This is a genomic window from Sphingobium xenophagum NBRC 107872 (assembly GCF_000367345.1).
Classification (GTDB): domain Bacteria; phylum Pseudomonadota; class Alphaproteobacteria; order Sphingomonadales; family Sphingomonadaceae; genus Sphingobium; species Sphingobium xenophagum.
On sequence record NZ_BARE01000011.1, the window covers coordinates 126,359 to 140,692 of the forward strand.

The 14,334-nt window shown below is 62.2% G+C and carries 11 protein-coding genes; 6 read left to right on the top strand and 5 right to left on the bottom strand.

Translation table 11 applies throughout. From position 1 onward, the window contains the following. Positions 1-91 precede the first annotated feature (91 nt). Genes SX1_RS06365 through SX1_RS06375 form a run of 3 tightly spaced genes read right to left on the bottom strand, consistent with a single transcriptional unit; the run spans position 92 to position 5,731 of the window. Complete coding sequence (locus SX1_RS06365; protein WP_026002433.1) at positions 92-1,447, bottom strand: efflux transporter outer membrane subunit; 1,356 nt, start codon at positions 1,445-1,447, stop codon at positions 92-94. Next, on the bottom strand, positions 1,444-4,593 hold the full coding sequence (locus tag SX1_RS06370) for an efflux RND transporter permease subunit (RefSeq protein WP_017183413.1): 3,150 nt from the start codon (positions 4,591-4,593) through the stop codon (positions 1,444-1,446). The genes SX1_RS06365 and SX1_RS06370 overlap by 4 nt, the downstream gene beginning before the upstream one ends. A 10-nt stretch (positions 4,594-4,603) precedes the next feature. After that, on the bottom strand, positions 4,604-5,731 hold the full coding sequence (locus tag SX1_RS06375) for an efflux RND transporter periplasmic adaptor subunit (protein WP_017183414.1): 1,128 nt from the start codon (positions 5,729-5,731) through the stop codon (positions 4,604-4,606). A gap of 340 nt (positions 5,732-6,071) precedes the next feature. On the opposite strand from SX1_RS06375, the gene SX1_RS06380 reads away from it, so the two are divergent. Together SX1_RS06380 and SX1_RS06385 are read left to right on the top strand one after the other, a co-directional pair. Beyond that, positions 6,072-6,806: a response regulator transcription factor gene (locus SX1_RS06380; RefSeq protein WP_017183415.1), complete on the top strand. Its 735-nt coding sequence runs from the start codon at positions 6,072-6,074 to the stop codon at positions 6,804-6,806. Next, positions 6,803-8,170 carry an ATP-binding protein gene (locus tag SX1_RS06385; RefSeq protein WP_017183416.1) on the top strand — a complete coding sequence of 456 codons (1,368 nt, stop codon included), beginning with the start codon at positions 6,803-6,805 and terminating at the stop codon, positions 8,168-8,170. Before SX1_RS06380 ends, SX1_RS06385 begins: the two co-directional genes overlap by 4 nt. A 3-nt stretch (positions 8,171-8,173) precedes the next feature. On the opposite strand, the gene SX1_RS06390 is transcribed toward SX1_RS06385, so the two are convergent. After that, a complete protein-coding gene (locus SX1_RS06390; protein ID WP_017183417.1) occupies positions 8,174-8,557 on the bottom strand; it encodes a c-type cytochrome in 384 nt (127 codons plus the stop codon). A 511-nt stretch (positions 8,558-9,068) separates the two neighbouring features. On the opposite strand from SX1_RS06390, the gene SX1_RS06400 reads away from it, so the two are divergent. After that, positions 9,069-9,644, top strand: coding sequence for a hypothetical protein (locus SX1_RS06400; RefSeq protein ID WP_019052336.1), 576 nt, complete (start codon positions 9,069-9,071; stop codon positions 9,642-9,644). Position 9,645: 1 nt separating this feature from the next. Here SX1_RS06400 and SX1_RS06405 read toward each other — a convergent pair whose 3' ends face one another. Beyond that, complete coding sequence (locus tag SX1_RS06405; RefSeq protein WP_017183420.1) at positions 9,646-10,548, bottom strand: SDR family NAD(P)-dependent oxidoreductase; 903 nt, start codon at positions 10,546-10,548, stop codon at positions 9,646-9,648. A gap of 133 nt (positions 10,549-10,681) precedes the next feature. On the opposite strand from SX1_RS06405, the gene SX1_RS06410 reads away from it, so the two are divergent. From SX1_RS06410 to SX1_RS06420, 3 genes are read left to right on the top strand one after another with little or no spacing between them, the layout of a single operon-like run. Next, a complete protein-coding gene (locus SX1_RS06410) occupies positions 10,682-12,097 on the top strand; it encodes an MFS transporter (RefSeq protein WP_019052337.1) in 1,416 nt (471 codons plus the stop codon). Positions 12,098-12,140: 43 nt separating this feature from the next. After that, positions 12,141-12,899, top strand: a complete 759-nt coding sequence (locus tag SX1_RS06415) for a nuclear transport factor 2 family protein (RefSeq protein WP_019052338.1) — start codon at positions 12,141-12,143, stop codon at positions 12,897-12,899. 5 nt (positions 12,900-12,904) lie between these two features. After that, entirely contained in the window at positions 12,905-14,332 is a 1,428-nt protein-coding gene (locus SX1_RS06420) for an NAD-dependent succinate-semialdehyde dehydrogenase (RefSeq protein ID WP_019052339.1), read from the top strand. The last annotated feature ends 2 nt before the right edge of the window (positions 14,333-14,334 follow it).

Below are 14,334 nucleotides of genomic sequence, written 5' to 3' on the forward strand. Positions count from 1 at the left end.
CGGGCGACGGTCCTTGTCAAATATAGTTCGTTTCCCAGGGACTAGGCCGGGCAAAAACCATGGTCAACCCGAATTATGATAGCGCTATCTTTTACTGGTCGGCGGCGATGACCCTGTATAGCCGCAGCCGGTTGCTGGCAAGCGCAAGGTCCGTGGCGATTGCGGTCCGCTGAGCGCTATAGAGCGATCGCTGGTTGACGAGTGTGTTCAGGAATGTGTCGATTCCCGACCGGTAGCGCTGTTCGGACAGATCATAGGCCCGTTGGCTGGCGGCGACCAGACGGCGTTGAGCCGCCTGTTGCGCGTCGATCGTGCCGTCGCGCGCCAGCGCGTCGGCGACTTCGCGAAAGGCGGTCTGGATCGCTTTCTCATATTGCGCCAGCGCCAGGTCGCGCTGTGCCTTGCTATAATCCAGACTGCCGCGGGCGGGGCCGCCGAATATCGGCATGGTGGCGGACGGGCTGGCCGACCAGGTGAAGGCATCGCCGGTAAAGAGCGAGGAGAGCGCCGAACTGGCAATGCCGATCGCCGAGGTGAGGCTGATTTTCGGAAACATCGCCGCGCGGGCCGCGCCGATATTGGCATTGGCGGCCTTGAGCTGATGCTCGGCCTGCAAGATGTCGGGTCGCTGGAGCAGCATGTCGGACGACAGACCAGCGGGCACTCTTGCGATCCCCGCGATCAAGCCATCGAGCGAGCTTGACAGCAACGCCTCCTCGATCGGGGCGCCGACCAGCAGGTCCAGCGCATTGCGGTCCTGCGCTACCTGCGTCACGTTGACGGCGACGTCCGACGCGGCCTGTTCCACTATGGTTTGCGCCTGAAAGACATCCAGCTTGCCGCTCAGCCCCGCGCCGTTGAGCGACTGGGTCAGCTTCAGGCTGCGCTCTGCATTGGCGAGCGTTTGGCGGGACAGGTCCAGCAATTCCCGATCCGCAGCCAGCGTTGCATAGGCCGTGGCGGTTTCCGCGATCAGGGCGATGCGCGTGGCGCGGGCGCCCTCCTGCGTGGCCAGATAATTTTCCAGCGCCGCTTCGCTCAAGCTGCGGACCCGACCGAACAAGTCGATTTCGAAGGCGCTGATGCCGATGTCGGCGCTATAGCTGTCATTGTGCCGGGTGACATTCGCCCCCGCATCACCCGTCAGCGTTGGCAGTTGGGCCGCGCGCTGTACCCGATATTGGGCGCGCGCCGACATTATGTTGGCCAGCGCCGCGCGCAGGTCGCGATTATTGGCGAGCGCCCGTTCGATCACGGTGCGCAGCGCCGGATCGCTGACGACTTGCCCCCAGGCCAGTCCTGGCTGCACGCCAACCTGTGCAGGCGCATAGGCTTCACCCGTCGGGAGCATCGCCGGGATCGGCGGGGCAGGGCGCTTATAGGCCGGAGCCATGGTACAAGCTGCCAGCATCAACCCAGCGACCAAAGGAAGCGCGGTACGGTTCATGCGGGCACTCCGGCAGCGGGCGGGGCCGGATCAGGCTTGGTCGGCCGGTCATTGCCAAACAGCCGGGCGATAGTGACGAAGAAGAGCGGCACGTAGAAAATCGCCAACACCGTCGCCGTCACCATGCCGCCCACCACTGCCGTGCCGATCGCGATACGGCTCTGCGCGCCCGCGCCGGTGGCGACGGCGAGCGGGACGACCCCTGCGATGAAAGCCAGACTGGTCATCAGAATTGGCCGGAACCGCAGCCGCGCCGCCTCCAGCGCCGACGACAGGGCGTCCTTGCCCTGCCGATGCGCCAGTTCGGCAAATTCGACGATCAGGATCGCATTCTTCGCCGCCAGCCCCATGGTGGTCAGCAGCCCGACCTGAAAATAGATATTATTCTCCAACCCGCGCGCCCACACCGCAACCACTGCGCCTATCAGACCCAGGGGAATGACCAGCAGTACGGCAAAGGGGATCGACCAGCTTTCATACAGCGCGGCCAGGCACAGAAAGACGATGAGCACGGAAAGCGCATAAAGCAACGGCGCTTGCCCGCCCGACAATTGCTCTTGGTAGGACAGGCCGCTCCAAGCATAGCTGGTGCCGGCGGGCAGTTGCTTCTGCAATTCGACGATCCGGTCCATCGCTTCGCCCGAACTCGCGCCGGGGCCAGCCTGTCCCTGAATTTCATAGGCGGACTGACCGTTGAAACGCGCAACGGTGGTCGGTCCCATCGTCCAGTGGCTGGTGGCGAAGGCGGAGAAGGGAACCATCTCGCCGGTCGCGTTCGACCGCACCATCCATTTGTCGAGATCGCTCGGCAGCGCGCGATAGGGCGCATCGGCCTGCATATAAACGCGCTTCACCCTGCCGCGATCGACGAAATCATTGACGTAGCGGCTGCCCCAGGCGGATGTCAGCACATTGTCGACATCGCTTTGGGTCAGCCCCAGAACGGCCAGTTTTTCGGAATCGATATCGACCTTGAGCTGTGGCGTATCTTCCAGCGTGGCGGCGCGCACGCCTGCAAGCTGCGGGTCTTTCTGCGCAGCGGCCAGCAACTGATCGCGCAACTCCAGAAAGCGCGCGCGCGACAGCCCGCCGCTATTGAGCAATTCAAAGGTGAAGCCGTTGGACTGGCCAAGGCCGCGAATGGCAGGCGGCGTCATCGCCAGCACCCGCGCATCGCGGATGGCGGCAAGCTGCTTGTTGGCCCGCCCGACAATTGCATTGGCGCTGTTTATGGCGCCCGGCCGATCGCCCCACGGCGCCAGATTGATGAAGCCCTGCGCGGTATTTTCGCCCTGGCCCGCAAAGCTGAAGCCGGTCATGACGAAGGCGAAGGAGATATTGTCCTTCTCGTCACTGAGGAAATAATTCTGCATCTGTTCCACCGCGCGAGCGGTCCGACTGGATTTCGCACCGGCGGGCAGGGTCATTTGCACCATCACCTGCCCCTGATCCTCCACCGGCAGAAAACTGGTTGGGAGCCGCACGAACAGCAGGACTAGGATGGCCAGGATGATCACATAACCACCCCAGAAAAGCGTCCGCTTGCCCAGCATGCGCGTCGTACGGCGAACATAGCCATCGGTGAGTCTATCAAACCAGCGATTGAACTTGCCCGACCAGCCCTGTGTCCGCCGTTCCTCTGCAATGGGTTTCAGGATCGTGGCGCACAAGGCCGGGGACAGGATCAGCGCCACCAGCACCGACAGCAGCATGGACGACACGATCGTGATCGAAAACTGGCGATAGATTACGCCCGTCGATCCGCCGAAAAAGGCCATGGGCAACAATACGGCCGACAGGACGAGCGCAATGCCCACCAGCGCGCTGCCAATCTCCTCCATCGACTTGATCGTCGCCTCGCGCGCCGAAAGGCCTTCCTCCTCCATGATGCGCTCGACATTTTCGACAACGACGATCGCGTCGTCGACCAGCAACCCGATCGACAGCACCATGCCGAACAGGGTCAGCGTGTTGATCGAATAGCCAAACAGCGCCAGCACGCCGAATGTGCCGAGCAGCACGACAGGAACCGCGATTGTCGGGATCAGCGTCGCGCGCCAGCTTTGCAGGAACAGGAACATCACGACGACGACCAGCAGCACTGCCTCGATCAATGTCTTGACGACTTCCTCGACCGACAATTTGATGAAGGGCGTCGTGTCGCGCGGGAATACGATCCTGTAGCCGTCGGGCAGGTTGGTCGACAGCGTCGCCACCCGCGCCTTGACCAGTTCCGCGGTCTTGAGCGCATCGGCCCCCGGCGCCAGCTGCAACGCCATGCCCGACGCTGGATGACCGTTCAGTTGGGCCGCAGTAGTATAGCTTTCATTGCCCAGTTCCACCCGCGCGACGTCGGACAGATGGACGATGGACCCGTCGCTCTGCGTCTTGACGATGATGTTGCGGAACTGCTCGGGCGTCTGCAGCCGCGCCCGCGCCGTGACCGTCGCGTTGAGCTGTTGCCCGGCAGGGGCGGGATCAGCGCCGATCTGCCCGGCGGACACTTCGACATTCTGCGCGGCGATCGCGCTCTGCACGTCGGACGGCATCAGCTTGACGGCGGCCAGCTTGTAGGGGTCGAGCCAGATCCGCATCGCATATTGCGATCCGAATATCTGGGACGATCCCACGCCGTCGATCCGCGCGATCGAATCCTGGAAATGATTGACCAGATAATCGGAAATGTCGGACTGCGAAGCCCGGTTGGTCTCATCATAAAGGCCAACCAGCATCAGGAAGTCGGTCTGCGACTTGGTGACCGTCAATCCCTGCTGCTGCACGGCGTTGGGCAAGCGACTGAGCGCCTGCTGCACCTTGTTCTGCACCTGCACCTGCGCCGTGTCCGGGTTGGTGCCCTTCACGAACGTCACCGTGATCGACGAACGCCCGGTCGAGGAGGATGAGGAGGAGAAATACATCAGCCCGTCGATGCCGGTCAGCTGTTGTTCTATGACCTGGGTAACGCTGGTTTCAACGGTTTCGGCGGACGCGCCGGGATAGGTCGCGTTGACGCCGACCGACGGCGGCGCAATGTCGGGATATTGGGCGATCGGCAGCGACAGCATGGCCCCGATGCCCGCGATCATCACGCCGATGGCTATGACCCAGGCGAAAATCGGCCGTTCGATGAAAAAGCGACTGAGCAAGACCGGGTTCCTACTTCTTGGTCGCGATGGTCACGGGCTTCACCTGGTCATCGGGTTTCACCTTGTCGGTGCCCTCCACGATCAGCCGGTCGCCGGCCTTCAGCCCGTCAGTGATCAGCCAAGCATCGCCAATCGCCTGTCCCGCCATGACCGTCCGCCGTTCGACCTTATTGTCCTTCGTCACCACCAGCGCCGTCGCATTGCCCTTGGGGTCGCGGCTGATCCCCTGTTGCGGGGCCAGAATGGCGTTGGGCACGACGGCCTGCGGCGCGACGACGCGCACGAACATGCCGGGCAGCAACAGCCCGTCGGGATTGGGAAAACGCGCACGCAGCGTCACGGTGCCGCTGTTGACGTCCACGATCGGTTCGGCAAATTCGATCTGCCCGGGCTGGGGATAGTCGCTGCCATCGTCCAGTTTCAGCCGGATCGTCGCGCTGGCTGGCAGCGTCCTGCCCGCCGCCAGCGACCGCCGCAACTGCAACAGTTGGGCGCTCGACTGGGTGATGTCGACATAGATGGGGTCAAGCTGCTGGATCGTGGTCAACGGGTCCGCCTGGCTGGCCGTGACCAGTGCGCCCTGCGTGAACAATGTTCGGCCAATCCGGCCACTGATCGGCGCGCGGACGAGCGTGAATTGCAAATTGACGTTGCTGGTCGCCAGGGAGGCGCGCGCCTGCTGAACGGCGGCGGCCGCCTGCCGCGCGGTTGCGTTGACGTCGTCGCGCTCCTGCGCGCTGACGGCTTCATTGTCCGACAGGGTGGCATAGCGCCGTGCCTTCGCCTGCGCCGCAGCAGCACTCGCCTGCGCGCTCGCCAGCGCGGCAATCGCCTCGTCGCGGGACGCCCGGTACAGCCGCTGGTCGATCTCATAGAGGGGCTGTCCCGCGCTCACCAGCGATCCTTCGGTAAACAGCCGCTTCTGGATGACGCCGGCTACCTGCGGACGGACCTGCGACATCATGGTCGATACGGTGCGGCCAGGCAATTCGCTCGCCACCGTCACATCGCGGGTCGTCAGCGTCACCACGCCCACTTCGATCGGTCCCTTTTGCGGCGGCGGCTTGTCGCCACAGGCGGTCATGGCCAGGCAAAGCGCCAGCAAGGAGAGGGATCGTACAGGCAATGGCGCAAACATAGGCGGCTGGGTTTCCTTCTTGACCAGGCGGAGCCTTGCGATGCGCTTGTCGCGCCGCTTTTGCCTTCCGGGCGCGCAGGGGGAGGGGGGAGCGCGCTGACGGCCGGATCGAGGGTGCTGATTGCCCGTCCCGCTGGACGGACAGGCATCGCAAGGACTCCGCATGGTGTCGGCGAGGGGGCAGCCGACCATCGTGTCTTGGCTATTTTACCAGCACCGGCATAGCCAAATTTGGCTTCCGTCTGTCCCAGTGTGCGGCGCAGCGTATCGCTTTGTATCACCCTGTATCATCGACGACCGCCGGGCAGACTTTCGCCCCGCAACGCGCTAGGGAAGGGGGATGCCCGACACTGCCTCCACTCGTGCCGCAACCATATTGGTCGTCGACGATGACGCGGACATCAGGGAATTGATCGTCGGGCAACTGGCCCAGGAAAATTACCGGCTGCTGTCTGCTGCCAATCTGGGCGAATTGCGGCAGACATTGCGCGATCATGCGGTCGACCTCATCGTCCTCGACCTCAACCTGCCCGACGGCGACGGTCTGTCGCTGTGCCGCGAATTGCGCGGGGAGGGATCGGATGTGCAGATCATCATGGTGACCGCGCGGGGCAGTGCGATCGACCGGGTGCTGGGGCTGGAACTGGGTGCCGACGATTATCTGACCAAACCGTTCGAGCCGCGCGAACTGCTGGTGCGCATCCGCAACCTGTTGCGCCGGGGCCGTGGCGACAATGGCGCGCAGAGCAGGGCAGGGTCGGCGCGCTACGCCCATTTCGGCCCGTGGCGGCTTGACCTGGTCCAGCGACGGCTGATTGCGCCAGATGATCGGCTGGTCATGCTGTCATCGGCGGAATATCGACTGCTGTGCCACTTTATAGAGCAGCCCAATATCGTGCTGGGACGGGAAGCCTTGCTGCCCGAACGGCGCGCCACCGCCGCGTTCGACCGCTCCATCGATCTCCAGATCAGCCGCTTGCGACAGAAGCTGAGCAGTGTTGCGGGCGGCAGCGAACTGATCCTGACAGTGCGGGGCGAGGGCTATGTGCTGGCCAGCGCGGTGGATTATTCATGATAGCGCGGCTGGGCGGCCGGGTTCGCAGCTTTTTCCGGTCCATGGCCGGGCAGATTTTCGTCATCCTGACGCTGGGCATGACGGTCGCGGCGATCATTGCGCTGCTGGTGGCGGAACAGACCCGCCGCCACGATTTTGAGCGGGTGCGGCGGCAGCGCGTGGTGGCCAGCGCCGTGGACATTGCCAACCGTTTGCAGCGGGATGCTGCGCGGACCGAGGCGATGATGGCCGACCACAGCATAGGAGGCGCAGCGCCAGCACCGCCCGGAGTCGCGCTTGCCGAACCGGATACAGCGTTGCAGGAGGCGCTTGTCGAACGTCTTGGTCCGCGATCGCAGCCCGAAGCCGGGCAGGTGCCGACGGGCCTCTGCTTTGTCAGTTACACAAATCGCTGGGAACGGGCAGCCGGCCTGATAGATGCGCCGCGGCCAGACTGCTGGATCGTCCGTTTTACCGACCATGCCGGGCAACGGCGCGAAATGGCGCTCAGCTTTCCGCGCCTCGCCAAGCCGCCCAGCACCATATTCAATCCGCTCTATTTGCTGGTGATCGTCGCCGCGTCAGCCGGTCTTGCGATATTCGTCGCCCGCTTCGTATCCAAACCGTTGCGTCGACTGGAACAGGCAGCGGAGGCTTTTTCGGTATCGCTCGACCCGGAGGAAATTCCAGAACGCGGGCCTGAGGAGGTGCGCGCCGCGCTTTCCACCTTCAACCTCATGCAACGGCGCGCAAGAGCGGGCTTTGCCGAACGGACGCAACTGTTGGCTGCGATCAGCCACGACATACAGACGCCGCTCACCCGGCTGCGTTTGCGGCTGGAACTGGTCGAAAATGCGGAATTGCGCGCCCGGCTGCTGGCTGATCATGAAGCCATGCAGCAACTGGTGCGGGAGGGGCTGGACCTGGCCAGCAGCACGGAAGCGAGGGAAGAGTGGTCGGTCCTCGACATCGACTCACTGCTTGCCAGCATGGCCGAGGATGCGGAAGAACTGGGCGCGCCGGTGCGGTTCCTGACCGGCTGCGGCGGTACCGTCCGCGTCAAGCCCAACGCGCTTATCCGCTGCATCGCCAATCTGGTCGACAATGCGGTACGCTATGGCGGCAGCGCCGACATCAGCTGCGCGCGGGCAGGGAGCCGTGTCCTGATCCATATCCGCGACCGGGGACCGGGCATTCCCGCCGACCGGCTCGACCAGATGTTCGAACCGTTTACGCGCGGTGCAACCGGTCAGCCCGGCGGACGCACCGGCACCGGCATCGGCCTCACCATAGCCCGATCGCTGGCCATGAGCTTCGAAGCGTCGGTACGGTTGCGCAATGCCGATGATGGCGGGTTGATCGCCACCATCGACATGAAGGCATGACGCCTATTTCGTTTCCGCTTTAAGATAGGCGATCAGATTGGCGCGGTCATCTGCCTTGGGGACGCCGGCAAAGGCCATGCGGTTACCCGGCACCAGGGCGCTGGGCTTGGTCAGGAACGTATCGAGTGTCTTGGCGTCCCAGCGGATCTTTGCCTTCTGCATCGCGGGCGAATAGGCAAAGCCCGCCATCGTGCCGGACGTGCGGCCAAACAGGCCAGCCAGATTGGGTCCCATCTTCTTGGGTCCCGGCTTGACATCATGGCATAGTGCGCAGCGCGCGAACACAATCTTGCCCTTGGCTGCGTCGCCGGCTTGGGCCAGCGCGGGCGTGGCAGCCATCGCGACCACAGCGATTGTCAGTCCAGTCAAACTCCGTGCCATCGTCATGCTTCCACTCATCCCTTCGCTATGCCTCATTACCGTGCACTCTCGTTGCTATGGCAATCCGAATGTGAACGGTGATTGAAGCAATTTCCACCACAGCAAAAACCGACCGCCGACGAACGGATGTATCATGGAGCCCACACAGGGCAACCAGCCTTTGGTATGATCGGTCGATCGGCATAGCTCCGGCCAGATCATCGCCAGATAAAGTCCGATAACAAAGATTATGTTAAATCACATATCATCCGCGCCTATGTTCGGCTCAGTGTCGGAATAGCTGTTTATCGCTCCCCACTGGTAGGTCAGCGCGGCCTGGTCGTTTCGCCCATCCATATCCGAACTCCGCCCATAGCATGCTGTTTTCATGTCGCTGACGCCAGACTGCGTCTCGCCATTCGCCGGTAAAGGCTCAGCCGTGACACTTTACCGGGTGGCAAAGTGTCACGAGCGACAAAGTGCGACTCGTTGGAAATAAGGGATTCACAAGCCAATCGGACTATGCTTGATTCACCTTATGTTTCATGCGCCCGTCCCATCCCGCATTCCCGTCGGCAGTGATTTGTCCCTGCTGCTTGACCAATTGTCACATTGCTGCTCCCGTCCCCGTTATGCCTTCATGCTGCTGACCCTGATCGCGGACGTAGCAAGGCCTGACGGCAGCGCTGGCCCGATGGTACGGACGGGCCAGGCGCTTGTGCCGCTGCGCGACTGGTTGTGCGACGCGCTGATCCCGATGGGGCATCGCGATCCCCGGCGCATGGCGCTGGTCGAACGGGTGCGAGAGGAGTTGCGCAAGGACGATCGATTGACCGGGGACATGGCGGTTGATGAAGCGCTGGTGCAGGATGAAGTGCGCACGCGCGTCCGCGCGTCAGGCAAGACGAACCTGAGCCGAGCGGCGTCTGAACTGGTCAAGGCCGGATTGCTCAAGCGCCACTATCAGGGCTATCGCGTCGACCATCTCAATCGCGGGGCGCAGCGGCAGGCCGTCTACACGCTTACGGGGCGAGCGCGGGTGCTGGTCGGTACCCCTCGCCAGACCGCGAAACCGCCCGCGCGCCCGCGACAGGGCGATCTGTTCGCCGTTTAGCCTAAGCCCGCTCGCGCGCGGCCTTTCTGGCCTTGGCATAGCTTTCCCGCCGCATCTGTTCGAACCCGACGCGCTGGTCGTGGCCGGCATCTGCCGGATAGGGACGGAAATCGGCCAGAATTTCGTCGAACACCACCCGCAATTCATCCTGAAATTCCGGATGCGGGAAGATGTGAAAGCGGTTCTCCTGCATCGCCTCCAATGTGCGCGCGGCGATCACGTCCGGCTCCATGCCGAATTCGTGGATCTGGGCCAAACGGGCTACGGCATTGCCGTCGACGGGCTTGGCGTTTTCGCTCAATGTCGCTGGACGAACTTCGTCGCTGGCATAGATGTGGCTTTTCACCAGGCCAGGGCAAAGCAAGGACACGCCAATATCGTGCGGGGCGAGGCTATAGCGGAGCGATTCGCTCATCCCCCGCACCGCGAATTTCGTCGTGTTATAGATGCCTGGAGCACCGCCGCACAGGAAACTCGCCATGGAGGCCGTGTTGACGACATAACCGCCCAGCCCGGCCGCTTTCATCCGCGGGACGAAGGTCATGACACCGTTAATGACGCCGTGGAGATTGACGCCCATCACCCAGTCCCAATCATCAAAACTGGATTCGTCGATCGTCTGGAACAGGTTGATCCCGGCATTGTTGAACAACAGGCTGATCGGACCCAGCGCCCGCTCCGCCTCATCCGCCGCGTCGGCAAAACCGCTGCGCGATGCGACGTCAAGCGGAATGCCGATGACATGCTGATTATCAAGCGTCTTGAGCGCGGTATGGATGGCATCCTCGCGAATATCGGCGATCGCGACCTTGGCGCCGCGCGCCAACAATGCGCGGGCCAGTCCCAGCCCGATGCCGTTGCCCCCCCCGGTTACAAAGGCGGTTCGCCCTTCAAAGTTCAGCATCGCTCTCTCCATCACCTATATTTCTAACGGTCGTGAATTTTTACTCTCGCCATATTCGTATACTTCACTTACAAATTCTCCAAGCCGAAAAAATCAGCCCGGTACAGGGGCAGGCGGAAAGAGGAGAAGGCTTGTGGCCCTGGCACCTGCGCCGATCGCGACCGAGAATCGATGCGAAGACCATGCGCGCCCGGTCACGCAGGCCGTCGCATCTGCCTATTCCATGACGGCGGCCTATTGGGCCTTGTTCGTCATCATCCTGGCGACGTTCGTGACATTCTTCGAACAGGTCGTGTTCGCCATGCTGGCCGAACGGATAAAGGCGGATTTCGGCCTGTCCGATTCGCAACTCGGCTTTTTGGCGGGACCGGCGAGCATTGTCTGTTATCTATTCGTTGGCATCCCGCTTGCTCGCCTGGCCGATATTTTTCCACGCAAATTCGTGTTGGCGGGCGGGGTCGCGGCCATCGGCGTCATTACCGCGCTGGGCGGCGTAGCGCAGAGCTTCACCCAATTTGTCGGCACGCGCGTGTTCCTGGCGGCCGGCGGATCGGCGCACGCGCCCGCATCCTATTCGCTACTGGCCGACGCATTCCCGCCGCGCATCCTGACCCGCGCATTTGCGTTGCTACAATTCGGCTTTATCGGCGGTACCACGCTGGGACCAATCATCGGCGGAATGCTGATTGGGGTGGCGGCGGGATGGGCGCCAACGGTCCATGGCGGCTTTACCATATTGGGCTGGCAATGGTTGATGATCTGGCTGGGCCTGCCTGCGTTGCTGGTCGCGCTGCTCTTCCTCACAATTAGGGAACCATCACGTCAGGCTGCACCCCTCGGCAGCATCATGCCGCCGGCCCACGCACCGCTTGGCCGCCGTATTCTGACATTTACCGGGCTGGATGCAGCCAAGGCGATCCATGCCAAGCGCCGAGTTTATTATCCGCTATTCGCGGGTCTTGCGCTCAGCGCGATCGAGGTGTTCGGGCTGCAATTCTGGCGGGTGCCGTTCATGATCCGCACCTATGGCTGGAATGAAGCGCAGATCGGTGCGGTCATGGGATCGATGACCTTGGTCGCCTCGCTACTGGGTTTGCTGCTGGGCGGAATATTCGTCGAATGGCTCGCCAAGCGTCATGCCGACGCCAATGTGCGGGCCGCCGCCATCTTTTTTGGGTGTGTGACCGTCTGCGCCATTCTCGCGCCACTGATGCCCAATGGCTATGCCTCGCTGGCTGTTTCGAGTTTAGGCGCGGTTTTCGGCATGGCGGGGGCCGTACCTCAAAACGCCGCGATCCAGCGCGTTGCCCCTAACGCCATGCGCGGTCAGGTGACGGCCATCTATTTGTTCATGTTTACCTTTTTCGGCGCGATGGGCAGCTTCCTGGTGGGGTTGGTCCAGGACAATCTGGTCGGTGATCCGACCCAATTGTGGAAGGCGCTGGTGATGACCGCCAGCGTGCTTTTGCCGATTGCTACGCTCTGCATGGTGCGCGCCATCCGGCCCTATCGCGAAGAGGTAGAAAGGATCGCCGCGCAGACAATCTGAAGCCTTGGTTTCTGTAAGTATCACATACAAAATGGAGAGTCGAATGTCTGATGTGGATCGTATCGCAAAACTCGAACAAAGTGTCGCCAGCCTCTCCAGCCGCCTGCAACGGCGGGAAGATGAACTGGACGTGCGCAAGCTCCAATATCTGTACGGCTATCTGATCGATAAATGTCTGTATAACGAGACGGTCGACCTGTTCACCGACGACGGAGAAGTGCGCTTCTTCGGGGGCATCTGGCGCGGCAAGGAAGGGATACGCCGCCTTTATGTAGAGCGGTTCCAGAAGCGCTTTACGCATGGCACGAACGGACCGATCGACGGCTTCCTGCTCGATCATCCGCAATTGCAGGATATTGTCGACATAGCCGAGGATGGCGTCACCGCCCATGCCCGTGCCCGGTCGATGATGCAGGCCGGGCGGCACAAGGATCATTGTGACCCAAGTAATCCAATGCTGGGGCCGCGCCAATGGTGGGAAGGCGGCATATATGAAAATACGTATCGCAAGGTGGATGGCATCTGGCGGATCGCGGTCCTGAATTATCTGCCCCAATGGCACGCCGATTTTGAAACCGGCTGGGCCAATACAAAGCCGGAATATGTCCCTTTCCCCAAGGAAGTCTATCCTGCCGACCCGACCGGTCCCGATGCGCTGATCGAGGATGCCTGGCTGTGGCCGACGCACAAGGTCGTCCCTTTCCACATGAGGCATCCCGTGACCGGGCGGGAGATTGTGGCGGAACGCTGGCAAGGCGATATCGACCGCGAACGCACCGCCCGTAGCGCTGTGAAAGTCTAATCTCCATGACCTATCCAGAGCTATATTTGATGATCGATGGCCAGCGCGTCAGTGGCGGGGGTCGGCGTACGCACAGCGTCGTCAATCCCGCCACAGGCGGTGTGCTCGCCGATTTGCCGCTTGCCAACGTGGAGGATCTGGACGCTGCCTTGGCAGCTGCTCAACGCGGCTTCCTGCGCTGGCGTGACTCCACGCCACAGGAGCGCTCCGCGGTGTTGCAGGGTGCGGCAAGGCTGATGGTCGAGCGGCAGGAACAGCTCGCTCGGACTGCAACACTGGAACAAGGTAAGACGCTGGCCGAAGCGCGCATCGAAGTGATGATGAACGTCGGCCTGTTCAATTTCTATGCGGGTGAAACTTTTCGCCTTTACGGTCGCGCACTGGTGCGTCCGGCAGGTCAGCGATCGACCGTGACGAAGGAGCCGGTCGGCCCGGTCGCCGCTTTTGCTCCGTGGAATTTCCCGATCGGCAATCCCGGACGCAAGCTGGGCGCGCCCATCGCGGCGGGATGCTCGGTGATATTGAAGGCAGCGGAGGAAACGCCGGCGTCCGCGCTGGGGATATTGCAATGTTTGCTTGACGCTGGCCTTCCCGGCGATGTCGCACAGGCCGTGTTTGGCGTGCCGGACGAAGTGTCGCGCCATTTGCTATCATCGCCGATCATTCGCAAAATGAGCTTCACCGGATCGACCAGCGTAGGCAAGCATCTGGCCAAGCTGGCGGCGGACGATTGCAAGCGCACGACGATGGAACTGGGCGGCCATGGCCCGGTATTGATCTTCAACGATGCCGATCTTGACCGTGCACTTGATACGGTGGTTGCAGGCAAATATCGCAATGCCGGGCAGGTCTGTGTGTCACCAACCCGTTTCATTGTGGAATCAGGGGTTTACGATCGCTTCCTCACAGGCTTTGTCGAGCAGGCGGAGAAGATCGTCGTTGGTGATGGTCTGGCCGATGGCAGCATCATGGGGCCTATGGCCAACGCCCGGCGGCTTGACGCAATGGACCGGCTGATCGGTGACGCGGTTGAGAAGGGTGCGTGCCTTGAGACCGGCGGCGCGCGGATCGGCAATACGGGCTATTTCTATGCGCCCACGGTCCTGTCTGGCACACCGCTGACTGCGGCGATCCTGAACGAGGAGCCGTTCGGGCCAGTGGCTCTTATCAATAGCTTCCCCGACGAAGTTGCGATGATTGCTGAAGCAAACCGCCTGCCCTACGGCCTTGCCGCCTATGCCTGGACCAGCGACGCCGCCCGCCAACGTCGGGTCGCGCGCGCGATCGAAGCGGGGATGGTGGGGATCAATACCGCGATGATCGGCGGGTCTGACGCGCCATTTGGCGGAGTCAAATGGTCTGGTCATGGCGCGGAGGACGGGCCGGAAGGCATTGAAGCCTGTCTCGTTACCAAAGCCATCCATGAAGGATAATC

Excerpts from the sequence above, each read along its gene's own strand:
- SX1_RS06420 (WP_019052339.1), top strand. The coding sequence starts at position 12,905 with ATGACCTATCCAGAGCTATATTTGATGATCGATGGCCAGCGCGTCAGT.
- SX1_RS06380 (WP_017183415.1), top strand. The coding sequence starts at position 6,072 with ATGCCCGACACTGCCTCCACTCGTGCCGCAACCATATTGGTCGTCGAC.
- SX1_RS06405 (WP_017183420.1), bottom strand. The coding sequence starts at position 10,548 with ATGCTGAACTTTGAAGGGCGAACCGCCTTTGTAACCGGGGGGGGCAAC.
- SX1_RS06400 (WP_019052336.1), top strand. The coding sequence starts at position 9,069 with ATGTTTCATGCGCCCGTCCCATCCCGCATTCCCGTCGGCAGTGATTTG.
- SX1_RS06375 (WP_017183414.1), bottom strand. The coding sequence starts at position 5,731 with ATGTTTGCGCCATTGCCTGTACGATCCCTCTCCTTGCTGGCGCTTTGC.
- SX1_RS06390 (WP_017183417.1), bottom strand. The coding sequence starts at position 8,557 with ATGACGATGGCACGGAGTTTGACTGGACTGACAATCGCTGTGGTCGCG.
- SX1_RS06415 (WP_019052338.1), top strand. The coding sequence starts at position 12,141 with ATGTCTGATGTGGATCGTATCGCAAAACTCGAACAAAGTGTCGCCAGC.
- SX1_RS06385 (WP_017183416.1), top strand. The coding sequence starts at position 6,803 with ATGATAGCGCGGCTGGGCGGCCGGGTTCGCAGCTTTTTCCGGTCCATG.
- SX1_RS06365 (WP_026002433.1), bottom strand. The coding sequence starts at position 1,447 with ATGAACCGTACCGCGCTTCCTTTGGTCGCTGGGTTGATGCTGGCAGCT.